We start from the raw sequence: 14,768 nt of genomic DNA, 5'->3' as shown, positions 1-14,768 counted from the left end.
GCGGCGCTTCACTGTGGAGAACTTGTGGGCGTATCGGAAGACCGCACGTCGAGGATGCGGCCCTCGCGCAGCCAGCCCTGGGCATCCACGGTGAGCGGTGCGCCCACGGCGGTGACGCGCGCGGGCGCCTTGCGCGTGAGCCACCCGAGCCACGCGCACAGCGCTGCGTCCAACTGGTCATGGGTGGGAAGCAGGCCCGGTGGGAAGCGCAGGCCCCGCGCCTCCAGCACCGCCTGTCTTCGCGTCCGTCCCGCGTGAGACGTCTTCTTCCCCAACTTCTCCACAGACAGCGCGCGCCACGTCGCGCCGGGGAAGGCCTCGAAGAGGCGGGCCTCCTCCAGCGAGTCCGTGTCCACGTCCAACAGGGGATGCCCACCCCGCGCATGCAGCGCCGCGAACAGCAGCACTCCGCCCCGGACGAAGCCGGCGAAGGGACGTCCAGGCTCGGGTAGCACGTCGGGCGTGCGTCCCGGCGCGCGCAGGCATCGCTCCGCTTCGCGCACGGAGGCTCCTGGCCGGGCCAGCGCCTGGGGTCCATCGATGACGAGCACATCCTCCGGGTTCAAAGGAAATGACGAGCGCAGCAGCTCGGGGGTGAAGCCGAGCGCCTTGGAGGGGATGGGCCACCGAAGCTCGGAGAAGCGCACCTGCCCCCGGGCATCCACCTCCGCCACGTCCACGGGCCGGGCAACGCGTGCGTACGGGTCCGTCAAATCCCAGCCCAGGAAGCGCATGGTGAGCTCAAGCCGGCGTAGCGGTTTTCCACATATCGCGCTGCTTCATGACGCGCCCTGAAAGGAATTCAGTCTCCCCCGCGCCTGCTCACACTCGTCGTGAATGCGCAACTGCTATGGGTCCTCACCACATCCGGCCTGTCACGGTGCTTGCGAGAGTCAGAACCCGGCGGGTGGACAGGCCCCGCGCAGCCGATATTCTTCGACCACCGTAGCGTTGGCGTTCGTGGACGGTATTCCACGGTGCCCACGCGCAGGCCGCTCGGGAAGCAACCCCCTTGTTCCCGGCGCTCGCGTGGAAGGAGTGCGGTTGCCCGGACGACCTTGGAGGTCCGGCGTGCGGCGGCTTCGTGGCATCGTGGGGGGCCCGCTCGGGCCCCGGGTGGAAGTCTCCCGGGGCCCGAGAGACCTCGTTCCAATCGCCGCTACGGTTGTTGTGTCTCCGCCGCCTGATTCGCTTCCACGCGCGTGAAGGACAGCAGGTAGGCGGGCTCGTCTCGCGTGCTCGCCTGTATCAACTCCTCCGTCAGCGCATGCAGGGGCCAGCGGTCCATGGACGCCTTGCGGAAGAGGGCCACCGCGCCCTCCAGCGCGTCGATTCGCGCCAGCGCCTGTTCACGCCCGGCCTCGTCGCCCATGTCCTGGGCGCCGCCGCGGACGAGCTGCAGGCCCACCACGCGCTCCACCATGGTGGGTTGTTCGGCCATGCGCGTGCCGATGTCGCGGGTGATGCGGCCCAGCCGCTTCCGGCCCTCGGGGGACAGCGAGCCGCGCGTGCCCACGTTGCGCGTGCGCAGCACCCACGAGCCCCGGTCCGTCACGCTGTGGGCCGCCACCGCCATCGCCGTGGCGCTGACATCCGGCACTCCCGAGCCCTCCAGCAGCTTCCGGGCTTCCTCGTACGTGCGGGTGAAGACGCCTTCGCGCCACACGGGCAGCGCGGCCACCTGCTCCAGGCGGTCGATCTCCGCCGCGCTCATCTCCGAGCCCGGCTCCGTGTCTCCCAGGAGCAGCAGCAACTGAATCTGCATGGCGCGTGGGTTCGCGGCCGCCAGCGCCTCCAGCTTCTGGCGGAACACCGTGCGCGCTTCGTCGTGGGAGGACTGCGGCAAGGCCTCGCCCCGGAGCACGTCCATCACCGCCACGAAGAGGGACGGGTCCTCCAGCCGAGGCACCTGCCGCAGCAGGAAGAGCGCCTTGTCCGCGTCCAGTCGCGGGCTGCCCAGGGCCAGCATCAGCCTCACGTCGTCCGACGCGGCACGCTCCCAGGCGGCCTTCGCCGCCGCGGCGATGGCCGGGTCGGGCGGCAGCGGCGTGGCTCCGGGAAGCAGCTCGCTCTGCTGAAGGTCGGGCTGGCCCAGGTCCACCCAGGCCTGGCGGAACGCCTGTTGCCAGTCCATGCCGGGCGTGCGCCGCAGCTCGCCCAGCCGCGCCAGCAGCTTGGCTTCCGGAGCGCCCGGGGCGGCGGCCTCCAGCCGGCGGAGCGCGTCGCTGGCCTCGGTGTCCTGGCCTTCCTCCAGCGCGAGGCAGGCCTTCACGAGGAGCGCCGGGGCATGTTGGGGCGCCAGCTTCAGCGCGGCCGCCAGTGCCTCATGCGCCTGGGCCCGCTGCCCCGTCGCGGCGGCCCGAGCGGCGCGGTCCGTCTGGACCAGCACCTCCATGGGGGCCTGGGACTTTGCCTTGGGCGCCTCGTGCGTGTGGTCTGCGTGGGACTCGCCATGCGCGTCGTGCGTGTCCCGCGGGGTGGAACCGGGTGATGGAGGCCGTGGGCTCCACAGGAAGAGTCCTCCGGCCAACACCGCCACGCCGACGCCCGCGCCTCCCCACAGGAGCTTGCCGCGACGCCGAGGCGCCGGGGCGTTATCGGAGGAAGGGAGGGGAGGCGTCATCGGGCGGGAATCTCCGCGAGGGGTGGGGACGCGCATTCCAGCCGCCCCGGCCCTCGTGGAGCAAGCCGGCCCACCCGTCACTCCGGGTGCTGTCCCGTTCATCCCACCCGTGGGTTGTCATTGACGCGGCACGCCTTCCACGGCGGCGGGCGCGTCAGTCCTTGTAGACGACCTTGGAGCCCCCGCTGGCGCGCACGTCGCTCTGGCTCGGGCGGGACACGAGCTGGAGGACGCTGCCCCCGGAGGCCTCGCCGCTGACGCGGTCGGACGCATCCACCTCCACGCGCGAGCCGCCGCTCGCTTCCGCGTCCAGCGTCTTGACGCCCTTCACGTCCAGGGCCCGCACGATGGAGCCCCCGCTGGCCTCGACGTCGAAGTCCGTTGCCCGTCCCGCCAGCGTCACCTTCGAGCCACCACTGGCCTCGGTTTCCACCTGGCGTGCATCCACGCCGCGGACGTTGACGATGGCGCCGCCGCTGGCCTCGACGTCGAACTCGTCCGTGCGCGTGGCGTCCGCGTCCACGTGGCTGCCGCCGCTGGCGTGGATGCCTTCGACGCGCGGGCTGGAGACGTACAGGCGGACGCTGCTGCCTTTGAATCCGCTGAAGAGCTTCTTGTCCACGCGGGTGCGCAGCGTCCCGTCATGCACATCCATTTCGATACGGGACACGAGTTCGGCCGGTCCCTCCAGGCGCACGGACTTGGGGCCCACCTTCACCTCGGCCCGGATGCCGTGGCTCACCGATACCTCATCGAAGTCGGGCACCTCTCGGACATCGCCTCGCTGCTGTTGTGCGGAAGCGGACGCACCGGCTTGAGAATCCTGGGCATGGGCACAGGCACCGAAGAGGAGGAAGGCGGCGACGATTGAGACGCGGGCGGGGGACATGGGCACGCTCCAATGGAAAAGGGGGCCCCGACATGGACCCCGGCGTGCTCAAGGTACGCACGGTCCCCGCATTGATTGCCTGCCCCGCCGTTCAGGGGTCCGAAAGCAGGCTCAACGGGCCGCGGACGGAGGTCGTCTCCCCGGGCTTGATGTCCACGGGGACCTGGTGCGCCTTGGTGGTGGCATCCACCAGCTTCAGGGTGTGCTGGCCCGCGGGCAGCTTCACCTTGAAGAGCGGCGTCTTGCCCAGGTCCTGGCCGCCGAGGAACACCTGGGCCTTGGGCTCGGTGACCAGGGTGAGGAAGCCGGGCTCGGCCGCCGGTACGCTCTCCGAGGCGGGCGGCGTGGCTGGTGCCTTGCGGGGTGCCGTGGCGACCGCCTTGCTCCGCTGCGTCCCGTTGCGGACGCGCTTGAAGGTCCGGGGCTCCTTGAGCGGGGCATCGTCCTCGGTGGCGGAGTCCGAGTCCGGGGCACGCTCATCCGGAACGGGGACCTGATCCGTCAGGGTGACGGGGGCCACATCCGCGATGGCCAGGGCCGAATCACCCGTGTCCTTCGGCCCATCGTTCACCGGTGGGGCCACGGGCGTCGCTGTCCCCGCCGCCGGGTTCTTGTCCGCGTTCACCGGAGGGGGTGTCCCGGCGGTTTGCTGGGAGGGCGGAGGGGCACCCTGGCCGAGCAGGGGTTTCAGCCGGGAGGACACGACGCCACCGTCCAGCCCCAGCATCACCACCGCGACGCCCAGCGCCAGCACGCCCACCACCGCCGTGACAGCCATCCAGGCCCGGCTTCGCCGAGGTTGTGGTTGGAACTGGGGGGCCCGTGCGCGCCTGGGGCCTGTCGTGTCGCTCCCCCGGCTTTGCACCGTGGATTCTTCGTCGTCCTCCTCCATGGGCATGTCGTGGAAGCGGACGGGCTGGGTGGTGGGCTCGGGCGAAGCGCCACCCTGCCTGCGGCGGGGAGGAATGGGGCGGCGCGGCGAGGGCGTCACCGGAACCGTGTCCCCACCACGCTCGGGGGGCAGCACCGGCATGCGAATCATCGCCGTCTGCAGGTCGCGCTCGGCGGGGGGCGGCGTGGGCACGGAGGCGCGCAGGCCGTCCTGGGTGCGGGGCGCGCGGGTGCGGGATGCCTCTTCCGTCGCGGCGCGAGGCGCAGGCGCCTCGGATGGGGCCACCGTGCGCAGGCCGTCCTGCGTCCGGGACGAGCGGGACCGTGCATCGGCACGCGGGGGCTCATCCACGGGCGGGGAAGGCTCGGGCGTGCGAGATGCACGTGCCCGTGGAGCGTCATCCGAGGTGGGCGCCGGCTCAGCCGTGCGAGATGAACGTGCCCGAGGCGCGTCATCGCCAGCAGGCGATGGATCCGCTGAGCGAGATGAACGTGCCCGAGGCGCATCATCCGCGGCAGGGACCGTATCCGGTGTGCGAGTCGGTCGGGCGCGAGATTCCTCGGGCGCTGGCGGAGCGGGTGGCTCCGGGGAACGCACCCCGCGAATCTGGGTCTGTTCCCGAGCAGTGGCCTGGGCATCGGCCGTCGAGGCCCGCGAGCCCTGACGTGAGGAGGCCTCACCCGGCGCGGACGCAGAGGCGCCCGCGTCTCGGCCGGTGCCCGGCAGCTGCGTGCGGACCGTGTGCTCCGGAGCGTGAGCCGGCATCCCCGGCTGGGTGCGCACGTGCTGCCCCCCGGACGGAGGGAGCGTCACCGCCTCGGCGGGAGGCGGCGGCGGAGCGTGTGCGTCAGCGGGAGACGCGCGCGAGGCCAGCCGCTTGCCCGGAGGCGCCTGAAGCACGGCCTTGCGAACGGTGCCGGCTTCAGGGGACGCGGCGGGAGCGCCCGTGGTGGGACGCCGGGGCGCGGGGGGCGGCGCGGCGCTCCGAGGCGCTCCCGAAGCCCGAGGCGACGGCGGCAAGGTGACGCCGCCGGTGGGCAGCTCGGACGGCTCGACCCCCATGGCCATCACCTTGGCCAGGTTCACCACGCCGGTGGTGTCTCCCGTGTCGTTCTGCCCGCTCATCAGGAGCTGCCGCGTCTGCTCGCGCCGGTCGGAGAAGAGGCGCAGCATCAGCTCGCTGCTCTGCTCGGGATGCCAGATGAGCGGTCCCACGGCGCGCTCGATGGCGCGGGCGAACTCCAGCGTGGAGGCGTACCGGTCCTCGCGGCGCTTGGACAGCGCGCGCATGACGATGGCGTCCAGCTCCGGCGGCACGTGCTTGTTGGTGCGCGAGGGCGGCGTCACCTCGCAGCGCAGCACCGCGTTCATCATCGCCTCGGCCTGCTTGGCGTAGAACAGCCGCATGCCGGTGAGGCACTCGTGCAGCACCACGCCGAGGCTGAACAGGTCGCTGCGCGCATCCAGCGGCTCGCCCATGATCTGCTCGGGCGACATGTACCCGCTGGTGCCCTTCACCATGCCCACCGCGGTGCGGCTGGCGCGGGCCAGGCTCTTGGCGATGCCGAAGTCGAGCAGCTTGGTGACGCCCTCGTACGTCACCATGATGTTCTTCTCCGCCACGTCCCGGTGGATGACGGGAGAGGGGCGGCCCAGCGGATCCGTGAAGGTGTGTGCGTAGTGCAGCGCCACGGCGGTATCGCGCACCGCCATCAGGCTGTAGCCCATGGGGATGGGCGTGTTGGCCTGCCGGCACGCGCGAGCCACCTCCACCAGCGTGGCGCCCGGGACGAACTCCATGGAGAGGAAGAGCTCTCCGTCCGCGATGTCCAGGTCGTACACCTGGGCGATGTGCGGATGGTTGAACGCGGCCGTCACCTTGGCCTCGTCCAGGAACATCCGGACGAATTCCTCCTCGCCGCGGATGTCGGGGAGGATTTGCTTCAGCACCACCAGCTTGTGGAAACCCGCCAGGCCCCGCTGGGACGCGAGGAAAATCTCCGCCATCCCGCCCGTCGACAGGCGGCAGAGCACCTCGTACTTGCCCAGCGAGCGCGCTTCCGGCGCGAGCGGCAGCGTGTTCCCACTCATTGAATGGCGCCGAATGTACACCGCGAGCCGGATGGACGCGAAAGCCCCGTCCCTCACGGGTTCGTTACCGGACCTGATGACTTCCCGGGTAGGGCGGAATTGAAGCCGGATTCAGGTGGGGAATCGTGGGCGGCCTGGACGGAGGATGTCAGGGGCGCGGGCCCGGCTGCGTCCCCGGCGGCAGGTCGCCAATTCCTGGCGATGGCTTTCCCGGTGAGACGCAGGCCCTCGATGGGCCGTGCTCCCGGGGGCTGACATTTTCCCGCGCGAGCCCTGCTTTCCCAGGATGGGAGTGGGCTAAACACGCGCCCAAGGTTCCATGGATACTTCCGTTTCGCCCCGCACCGTCACCGGCCGTCTCGACGTCCACCCTCGAGGCTTCGGCTTCCTCACCGTTCAGACGCCCGGCTCGCCCGAGGTGCTGTCGGCCTTCGTCCCTCCGCCCGACCTCAATCCGTACTTCGCTGGGGACGTCGTCACGGCCACGGTGACGGCGGGCGCGGATGGGCGCTGGTCGGCGAGCCAGCTGTCGTTGGTGGAGCGGCCTCGCACGCAGGTCTACGGCGAGGTGGTGCTGCGCAAGGGCGTGACCCTGCTCCACGTGGACCGCGAGGTGGCCAACGCGGACTGGGTGCTCGACCCGGCGGGGACGCAGGTGAAGGCCGGTGACGCGGTGGTGGCGCGCATCGACGAAGGCAAGGTGGTGCTGCTCTACCGGGTGGAGGAAGGGGAGGACCGCTCCCTGGAGCGCGTCATCGCCCGGCACGGGCTGCGAAGGGACTTCTCCGCGGAAGTCGTCGAGGAAGCGCGGGGCGCGCGCGCGGTGCCGCATGCGGTGGGCGCGCGGCGGGACCTGCGGGACGTGCCCACGGTGACGGTGGATGCGCCATCCACGCGGGACATCGACGACGCGATTTCGGTGCTGCCGGCGGGGCCGGACGGGGCGCTGCGGCTCCTGGTGTCCATCGCGGACGTGGGTGAGTACGTGAAGCAGGGCACGGCGCTGGACGCCGAGGCACGTGAGCGGGCCACCAGCGTGTACCTGGCGGGGCGCGTGCTGCCGATGTTGCCGGAAGCGCTGTCTTCGCACTGGCTGAGCCTGATGCCGGGCGAGGAGCGGCTGTGCCTCACGGTGGAGCTGCGCATCGACCCGCAGGGCCGGGTGACGGCGGCGGACGTGTACGAGAGCGTCATCCGCTCGTGGGCGCGGTTGAACTACGACGAGGTGGCCGCCTTCCTGGACCGGGGTGAGGTGTCGGCGCCCATGGAGCCGGTGCGCGAGGTGATGCCATGGTTCCGGCTGGCGGCGGCGCGGCTGGCGGTGGCGCGGGCCGCGCGAGGCGGCATGGAGTTCGCGCGGGACGAGGCGCGCTTCACCTTCGACCAGGCGACGGGCGAGCTGTCCGGGCTGGTGAGTGAGAAGCCGACGTCGGCGCACGCGATGATTGAGCGCTTCATGGTGGCGGCGAACGAGTCCATCGCCGGGTGGCTGCTGGCGCGCGGCCTGCCCGGGGTGTACCGCGTGCACGAGCAGCCGGACCCGTTGCGGGTGGCGGACCTGAATGCGTTCGCGGAGACGTCCGGCTTCGCGGCGGGCTTCGGCCGGGAGCTGACGCCGCTCGCGCTGGCGGCGTTCGACCGGCAGATTGCGGGCGCGGTGGCGGAGCCGGCGCTGCGTTCGGTGCTGCGGCGCTCACTGGGCCCGTCGCGCTACACGGTGAAGCCGGGGCCGCACTTCGGCCTGGCGGCGCCGCTGTACCTGCACTTCACGTCACCGATTCGCCGGTACGCGGACCTGGCGGTGCACCGGACGTTGAAGGGGTACCTGCGTGGGCGCCGGGACTTCGTGGATGAAGACCCGGGGATGGAGGCGCTCGCGGTGCACATCAACGCGAAGGCGCGCGCGTCGACGCGGGCGGAGAACGACCGGCACCGCGAGTTGGAGGCGCGGTGGATGGCGGGGCACGTGGGCAAGCAGTTCCAGGCGCGTGTGACGCGGGTGCGGCCCTTCGGTCTGGTGGCGCAGCTGGACGGCATGTTGGTGGAAGGCGTGGTGCCCGCGGATGCCCTGTCCGGAGGCCCCTTCCGGCCGGACGCGCGCGAGCTGTCCCTGGTGGGCAAGGAGCGGACCTTCACCGTGGGCATGCCGGTGACGGTGAAGGTGACCTCCACCGACGAGCAGCTCGGCCGCATCGAGCTGTCACTGGCTGAGTAACCGGCGCAGGTGTGGGAGGGACGCCCGGATGAGCCTTCGTTGGGCCAAGGTTGCCCTGTTGCTGACGGCTTGCGGCGGGGCGGGCTATCGGTACGCTGGGAGGGACGTCTACTTCGGGCCTGATGGCGGTCAGGTATGGGTTCGAGGCCCATGGCCCGCCATCCAACCCTCCAGGAACGTGGATGACGTCATCGACCAGCTCTGTCCCATCATCATGGAGATGGATGGAGCGCGAGAGAAGGACTACGGCCAGGAATACTGCGGCGTCCTCTACTCGCTCGGAGACGGCGTCTTCTACGCGAGCTACCCCTCGCCCCTCGGTGAGATGCAGCGAATCGGTCCCAACAAGCGCAAGTCATGTACTTCACCGCGCTATGTGCGGGATGAGCGTGGACGTGCGGTCGGCATCGCCGACTACCACAGCCATCCCTGGGCACCGTCGCCACTGACACCGGAAGACAGATGGGCGAAGAACCAGCGATGGCTCATCCGAATCCAGTTCGATACGGACTGTCATGTGATGAAGCTGGTTCCCCATGCGAATGAACCTCAGCCCGGTGAGGTCTATCTTCGCAAGGGGAGGGCCTGGGAACTCGTTGGCATCATCAAGCCGGAGCACAAGCCATTCGGCATCGTCACGGATGTGGGCGACTAGGAGCGGGTCATGAAGTGTCGAGCCCTGTTGCTGGCGTTGGTGATGCTCCCCGGTTGTGCTCTCTTCCAGCGGCCCTTTCGCCCGGAGCACGCCTCCAAGGAGGAGGCGGCGAAGCTGCCTTACCCCTTGTGGCTCCCATCGGAAGGCCGTGTGCGGGTGCCGGCGAACCTGGCCGCTGCCATCGAACTCGCGATGGACGACATGCTTCCTCGGGATGTGAAGCCGCCTCGGGACGCCACGCCGGATGACGTGTGCCTCCATCGTCGCGACTCCTACGATGTCGAGGCGGCTCCACTGAACGATGAAGTCGTGCTCGTCAGATTCCTGGTGAAGGAAGGCGCATGTCGCAGCGAAGGAGCCACCGCGACCGAGGCAGCCACCTACGCCATCGACATACGGGGCTGGCGCATCCTCGCCGTCCAGCGCTAGCCACCGGCCCTCAACCCGCGAGCGGCAGGCCGTCCGTCTTCCCCGTCAAATCCTTCGCGGTGGCCCACCCGAGCAGCCCCGTGGAGGACTTCACCAGGTAGAGGTAGCCCTCACCCTTGCGGCCCGAGGGCGCGGCGGCGAGGACCTGAATCTTCGAGCCCTGGGCCAGCGTCGCGACGACGCTCTTGTCCGTGCGGCTGCGCGCCAGCGGGAACGACTGCTTCACCGTGGCCTCGACGCCAACGGCGTACAGGTCCTGCGGCACCTCGGACACCTTGCCCGTCTTCGCGTCCACGACGTACTTGTCGCGCCGGTTCCAGAAGCCCTGCCATGAGTCGGACAGGATGATGCCGTTGCCCTTGGCCTCGGTGAGCGCGGGCACGGTGCCCAGCAGCTTCAGCGCCTTGCCGTCGAAGCCGTAGATGTACGAGCGCTGGTCGTAGTCCGTCTGCCCGGTGCGCACCACGAGCTCCTTGCGCTTGTCCCGGCTGTCCAGGTCCACGATGAACACGCCCGCGGGCTCATTGTCATCACCGGGGCCCCGGATGGTGGCGCTGCCCGCCTTGAGGATGAACTCGTTCTTCGGTTCGTCGAACTGGATGGACACGGCCTCCGGCGTGCCATCACCGTTCAAATCCACCGAGGCGGACTTCACAGGGGCCGTGTCATCCGCGATGGCCAGCGGCGCCGTCAGCAGGGAGCACGTCATCACCGCCAGCACGGACGCGTTCGTCTTCATCGAAGTCCTCGGTGTCACGCGGCGCCGTGGAAGCACGGCCCGGATTATCGCGCCCGCATCGTAGCCACACGGGGGTGCGAGGCGGCTGGGATTCACCGCGTCGCCGCGCTCAATCCCAACGTCCGAAGCGCCCCCGGAAGTGTGTATCCAGATAGGCCTCCGCATGCTCGTAGGTGGCCAGGTCCGTCGCGGACAGCGGGCCGCCGTGCTCGCGCAGGTTCGCGCGCCGGGCGCGTTGCAGCACCGAGCGCGGCGCCCCTTCCGAAGCAGGCGCCAGCGTGCGCGCCACGGTGGCCACTCGCGCATGGGCCTCGTCCACCACCGCGAGCGCTTCGTCCAGCGAGACTTCCTTCTCAACCAGCGCGGAGAACAGCTGACAGTGATAACGCCTGCAGCTCGCGGGGCGGTCCTCGTAGATGGTGCACGTGCGCTCATCCAGGGCCGAGCAGTGTTGCAGCAAGGCGAGACTTCCATCCGTGCGTGCGCCCACGGGAAATCCCCGCCGCTGGAGCGCCAGGGCTTCCTCCGGCTGGAGCGACACGTGCGTGAAAAGCGTTCCGTCACAGCACATGCCGCAACGAAGGCAGAGGGTGTTGCGCGGCATGCTCCTTCCCCTAACCCGCTGACGGAGCCAGTGCCACCTCAGCGAGCAGGCGTACGAGCGCTCACCCCCCCGGTGGCCATGCCACACCAACTCACCCCCGAAAAACCTGGGTGCACACGGACCCGATGGGATGCGGGCGCACATCCCGTCTGAGAGGGAAATGACCATCCGTGTGACACTTGAAAAATCAGACATCCAGTCCTGTCCTGGAGAACAGGTTACGCGCGGCTCGTTCGTGCTCACGCTTCCAGTGAGAATTCTCAAGTCTCGCACCTGTGAAGCCGTACAATCGGCGTCCTTCAGACAACGGAGCTGTCATGCAGGCGGACACGCTGGAAGGGTTGAGCGGCCGGGCGTCGATGCTCGGTTACCGGATGGGGACGGAACTGACGGCGGTGGCGTCATTCGGAAACCTCCAGGCGCCGTGTCGGCTGGTGCAGCTGTCGTTGGAGCACCTGACGCTGAACCTCGGTACGCAGGCGGCGCCGAAGCCGGGCGACACCGCCTCCGTGGTGCTGGGCCATGGCGAGCGATGGGCCACCGCGCTGGACGTGGAGGTCATGGACGTGCGCGGCGCGCCGGAGGTGAGCATGCGCTTCCTGGCGCCGCCCCTGGACGCGGGCCGCCGCATCGTCTCCGTGCTGGAGGCCCTGCGTGACAACGGCCTGCTGCTCCCGCCGGAGACGCGGCCGGTGTGGAAGGAGCGCATCGAGCACCCCGACCGCGTGCGGCGCATCTGCGACGCGCTGGTGGGCAGGCAGGCACGCGGCATGGCGCGGACCGCGGACGGGCGCAAGGTGCCGGTGACGGCCGCGTACTTCGACCCGCGCGAAGGCCGCATGGGCTGGCGCTTCGAGGGCGGACTGCCCGCGCAGCCCTTCACCCTGGAGGCCTTTGGCTACAGCAGCGTGGTGCACCTGGAGGTCAGCGAGGCGCGCGAGGAGTCCGGCCTGGTGCTGATGCCGCTGCCCCGGGAGCTCGTTCGTTACCGCCACCGCTGGCTGCGGCGCGCGCCGCCGAGCCGTGCCTGCACGCTGTCCTTCGACCATCCGCTGTGGCCGCAGGTGCACGTGCGGCGTCAGGTGTTGGACCTGTCCTATGAGGGCATCGCCTTCCTGACGGAGCCCGGCGAGGACCTGCTGTACCCGGGCCTGCGCCAGCCAGTGCTGGAGGTCGTGACGGAAGGAATGGCGCCGGTGCGGCTGCGCGCCGAGGTGCGCAACATCTCCAGCACCGCGGCGGGCCGCCGCTGCGGCATGTCCGTGCGTCCCCTGGATGCGGCGGGCGCGCAGGCCTGGCGCGCGCTGGTGGAGGCGCAGATGCACCCGGCCACCCAGGTGGAGGGTGACTGGGGGGATGCCACCTGGAAGCTCTTCGACGGCTCGGGTTACTTCCGGCTGCCGGGCAAGTCGCCGGAGGACTTCGAGGACGCGCACCCCAGCTTCGACGCCACGCTGGCGCGGCTGGAGGGCCGGACGCGGCTGGGCTACCGGGTGGTGCACCCGGAGGGGCAGTCCGTGGGCGCCACGCTGTCGGTGGTGAAGCCGTACGAAGGCAGCTGGATGGCGCACCAGCTGGCGCGTCAGCCGGTGAAGGGCAGCCGCACGTCGGCGCGCGAGGCGCTGCGCGACATCTACCTGCGCGGCTACGAGCCCACGCAGGTGGACCCGGAGGTGAAGTGGTTCTTCGCCTTCTGCGAGGCGCGCGTGCGCTGGGTGCGCTTCACCAAGTTCGACTTCGCCACCTGGTACGAGCACACGGGCCAGACGTGCCTCGTGCCCTTCCAGCTGATGGAGGCGGAGGTGGACGGGGCCTGGGAAATCCCCGCGGGCATCGAGGTGGGCACGCCCACCGAAGCGGAGCGCGCGGCCTTCTTCCAGCAGGTGGAGCGCACGCGTCCGCTGGCCTACCGCGAGGCGCTGGACCTGGTGCCGGAGCGCTTCGACCTCAAGCGCGCCAAGGAGCGCTGGGGCGAGGCGGGCATGGGCCGCGAGCGCGAGCTGGTGGTGGCGCGGCATGAGGGCAAGCCCGTCGTCCTGGCGGTGCTTGAGACGGCGCAGCCGGGCCTCAACCTCTTCAACGTGCTGGACGGCGTGCGGCTGGTGCCGCTGGTGGACGACGCGACGAAGGAGGCCCAGGACGCCATGGTGGCGCTGCTGGCCCACGCGGCGGACTGGTACCGCGCGCGCGAGCGCAAGGTGTTCATCCACTACGTGGAAGCGGCCTGCGTGGAGTACGTGGAGCGCGCGTCGCTCGCGGACCTGGGCGAAGGCAAGCTGTGGGTCATCTCCGCCAGCCTGCTGCCCGAGTTCCTCGAGCACCTCTTCGAGGCCACCACGCCCCCGGCGGGGGCGTAGTCGCGGGGACGGGGGCTCAGCCCTCGTCTTCGTCCGGGTCCGGGTAGGACTCCAGCTCGTCGTCTTCCTCGACGGTGTGCGCGGGGCCGCGCTTCTTGCCCTTGCTGTCGCCCCCGCCGACGTCGAAGTCCGCCGCCACCACGTACCACTGGCGGCCCTGCTGGATGCGGCGCAGCAGGCCTTGCTGCTCCAGCGCGGCCAGCAGCCGAGCGAAGGTGGAGAAGCCGTGCTCGCGCTCGTCGAAGTCGGGCTCCTTGCGGACGATGGCTTCCTTGATGAGGGACGGGTTCACCGGCCCGGTGGCGCGCGCCAGCATGCTCTGCACCACCTCGCGGGCGATGTCCGGCACCTCCGTCTTCGGCTGGGACTTGCCGCCACCCTGCGGCGTCTTCTCCTTGTCTCCCCGGCCCTTCTCGTCGCGCCCCTGGCGGCCGCCGCGTTTGCCGTGTCCCGCCTCCTCGGCGGACACGCTCTGCCGGCCCTTCTCCTTGTCGCCCTTGTCGGAGCGTGACTGGCGCGGGCGCAGGTAGATGAATTCATCGCAGGCCTTCACGAAGAGCGGCGACGTGGACTCCTTCACCGCGAGCCCGATGACGGTGCGCCCGTTCTCACGCAGCTTGTAGGCCAGCGGGCAGAAGTCGCTGTCCCCGGAGCCGATGACGAAGGTGTCGATGCTCTCGCGCGCGTAGCACAGCTCCAGCGCGTCGATGACCAGGCGCATGTCCGCGCCATTCTTGCCGGCGCGCGTGGAGGGCGGCACGTCGATGAGCTCCACGCCGAACTCGTGCAGCCGGATTTTGGCCTCGGCGAAGCGGGACCAGTCGCAGTAGGCGCGGCGGAAGACGACCTTGCCCTTCTCCAGCAGGCGGTCGAGCGAGGGCTGCAAGTCGAAGCTCGCGGAGCTGATGCCCGTGTTGGTGACGAGGTTCTCGAAGTCGATGAAGAGGGCGATGCGGTGCTCAGCGTTGCGACCGTTCACGTGCGGCCTCTGCGTGGTGCCGCCACGAAGGCGGGGGGGAAAGGGGTCCGGGCAGGACGGCGCACCCTAGCCCGAATCGATCGAGGAGAGAGGATGCACCCGGTAAGGACCGGCTGAATATTGGACGGTCCTCACTCAAGGGATGCCGATGTGTCATTGAATGTTACTCGGGGATAAAGCCTGACGCAATGATGGTGAATTGGCTGGGTTGAAACCAGGCGCTCGTATGGGCCCGGGGGAAGCCGCGCCGTCAACGTCACTTCAGGCTTCAAAGACACACAATGCTTGATACGAA

At 70.0% G+C, this 14,768-nt stretch carries 11 protein-coding genes; 4 read left to right on the top strand and 7 right to left on the bottom strand.

Annotated features, from left to right (window positions below; all coding sequences use genetic code 11):
• Positions 1 to 8 precede the first annotated feature (8 nt).
• The 4 genes from BLU09_RS19905 to BLU09_RS19890 all read right to left on the bottom strand — a co-directional run bounded on the left by BLU09_RS19905 (position 9) and on the right by BLU09_RS19890 (position 6,495).
• The gene (locus tag BLU09_RS19905) at positions 9 to 734 is read right to left on the bottom strand and encodes a DUF429 domain-containing protein (RefSeq protein WP_143043154.1); all 726 of its coding nucleotides are present in this window, start codon (positions 732 to 734) and stop codon (positions 9 to 11) included.
• Between the two features lie 425 nt (positions 735 to 1,159).
• Entirely contained in the window at positions 1,160 to 2,623 is a 1,464-nt protein-coding gene (locus BLU09_RS19900; protein ID WP_090491132.1) for a hypothetical protein, read from the bottom strand.
• Between the two features lie 154 nt (positions 2,624 to 2,777).
• The gene (locus BLU09_RS19895; protein WP_090491131.1) at positions 2,778 to 3,512 is read right to left on the bottom strand and encodes a head GIN domain-containing protein; all 735 of its coding nucleotides are present in this window, start codon (positions 3,510 to 3,512) and stop codon (positions 2,778 to 2,780) included.
• Positions 3,513 to 3,603: 91 nt separating this feature from the next.
• The gene (locus tag BLU09_RS19890; protein WP_244171873.1) at positions 3,604 to 6,495 is read right to left on the bottom strand and encodes a serine/threonine-protein kinase; all 2,892 of its coding nucleotides are present in this window, start codon (positions 6,493 to 6,495) and stop codon (positions 3,604 to 3,606) included.
• Positions 6,496 to 6,814: 319 nt separating this feature from the next.
• On the opposite strand from BLU09_RS19890, the gene BLU09_RS19885 reads away from it, so the two are divergent.
• From BLU09_RS19885 to BLU09_RS19875, 3 genes are read left to right on the top strand one after another with little or no spacing between them, the layout of a single operon-like run.
• The gene (locus tag BLU09_RS19885) at positions 6,815 to 8,710 is read left to right on the top strand and encodes a ribonuclease R family protein (RefSeq protein ID WP_090491129.1); all 1,896 of its coding nucleotides are present in this window, start codon (positions 6,815 to 6,817) and stop codon (positions 8,708 to 8,710) included.
• Positions 8,711 to 8,738: 28 nt separating this feature from the next.
• Entirely contained in the window at positions 8,739 to 9,365 is a 627-nt protein-coding gene (locus BLU09_RS19880) for a hypothetical protein (protein ID WP_090491128.1), read from the top strand.
• Between the two features lie 9 nt (positions 9,366 to 9,374).
• Positions 9,375 to 9,794 (top strand): hypothetical protein, encoded by a 420-nt coding sequence (locus BLU09_RS19875; RefSeq protein WP_090491127.1) that lies wholly within the window; start codon positions 9,375 to 9,377, stop codon positions 9,792 to 9,794.
• A 10-nt stretch (positions 9,795 to 9,804) separates the two neighbouring features.
• Here the strand turns inward: BLU09_RS19875 and BLU09_RS19870 are convergent, their stop codons facing one another.
• Complete coding sequence (locus BLU09_RS19870; protein WP_244171872.1) at positions 9,805 to 10,533, bottom strand: hypothetical protein; 729 nt, start codon at positions 10,531 to 10,533, stop codon at positions 9,805 to 9,807.
• A 109-nt stretch (positions 10,534 to 10,642) separates the two neighbouring features.
• A complete protein-coding gene (locus BLU09_RS19865) occupies positions 10,643 to 11,137 on the bottom strand; it encodes a YkgJ family cysteine cluster protein (protein ID WP_090491125.1) in 495 nt (164 codons plus the stop codon).
• 317 nt (positions 11,138 to 11,454) lie between these two features.
• Here BLU09_RS19865 and BLU09_RS19860 point away from each other — a divergent pair, with 317 nt between their 5' ends.
• Complete coding sequence (locus BLU09_RS19860; protein ID WP_186817692.1) at positions 11,455 to 13,494, top strand: PilZ domain-containing protein; 2,040 nt, start codon at positions 11,455 to 11,457, stop codon at positions 13,492 to 13,494.
• A gap of 16 nt (positions 13,495 to 13,510) precedes the next feature.
• Here BLU09_RS19860 and BLU09_RS19855 read toward each other — a convergent pair whose 3' ends face one another.
• A complete protein-coding gene (locus BLU09_RS19855) occupies positions 13,511 to 14,473 on the bottom strand; it encodes an NYN domain-containing protein (RefSeq protein ID WP_090491123.1) in 963 nt (320 codons plus the stop codon).
• Positions 14,474 to 14,768: the final 295 nt, after the last annotated feature.

The sequence above is a fragment of the Myxococcus virescens genome, assembly GCF_900101905.1.
GTDB lineage: Bacteria > Myxococcota > Myxococcia > Myxococcales > Myxococcaceae > Myxococcus > Myxococcus virescens.
The sequence above is the reverse complement of the archived record's forward strand: the minus strand, read 5'-3'. Positions and strand labels throughout refer to the sequence as shown.

What these genes read in the sequence shown, in the direction of transcription:
- BLU09_RS19905 (WP_143043154.1), bottom strand. Translation starts at nt 734, where the DNA reads ATGCGCTTCCTGGGCTGGGATTTGACGGACCCGTACGCACGCGTTGCC.
- BLU09_RS19900 (WP_090491132.1), bottom strand. Translation starts at nt 2,623, where the DNA reads ATGACGCCTCCCCTCCCTTCCTCCGATAACGCCCCGGCGCCTCGGCGT.
- BLU09_RS19895 (WP_090491131.1), bottom strand. Translation starts at nt 3,512, where the DNA reads ATGTCCCCCGCCCGCGTCTCAATCGTCGCCGCCTTCCTCCTCTTCGGT.
- BLU09_RS19890 (WP_244171873.1), bottom strand. Translation starts at nt 6,495, where the DNA reads ATGAGTGGGAACACGCTGCCGCTCGCGCCGGAAGCGCGCTCGCTGGGC.
- BLU09_RS19885 (WP_090491129.1), top strand. Translation starts at nt 6,815, where the DNA reads ATGGATACTTCCGTTTCGCCCCGCACCGTCACCGGCCGTCTCGACGTC.
- BLU09_RS19880 (WP_090491128.1), top strand. Translation starts at nt 8,739, where the DNA reads ATGAGCCTTCGTTGGGCCAAGGTTGCCCTGTTGCTGACGGCTTGCGGC.
- BLU09_RS19875 (WP_090491127.1), top strand. Translation starts at nt 9,375, where the DNA reads ATGAAGTGTCGAGCCCTGTTGCTGGCGTTGGTGATGCTCCCCGGTTGT.
- BLU09_RS19870 (WP_244171872.1), bottom strand. Translation starts at nt 10,533, where the DNA reads ATGAAGACGAACGCGTCCGTGCTGGCGGTGATGACGTGCTCCCTGCTG.
- BLU09_RS19865 (WP_090491125.1), bottom strand. Translation starts at nt 11,137, where the DNA reads ATGCCGCGCAACACCCTCTGCCTTCGTTGCGGCATGTGCTGTGACGGA.
- BLU09_RS19860 (WP_186817692.1), top strand. Translation starts at nt 11,455, where the DNA reads ATGCAGGCGGACACGCTGGAAGGGTTGAGCGGCCGGGCGTCGATGCTC.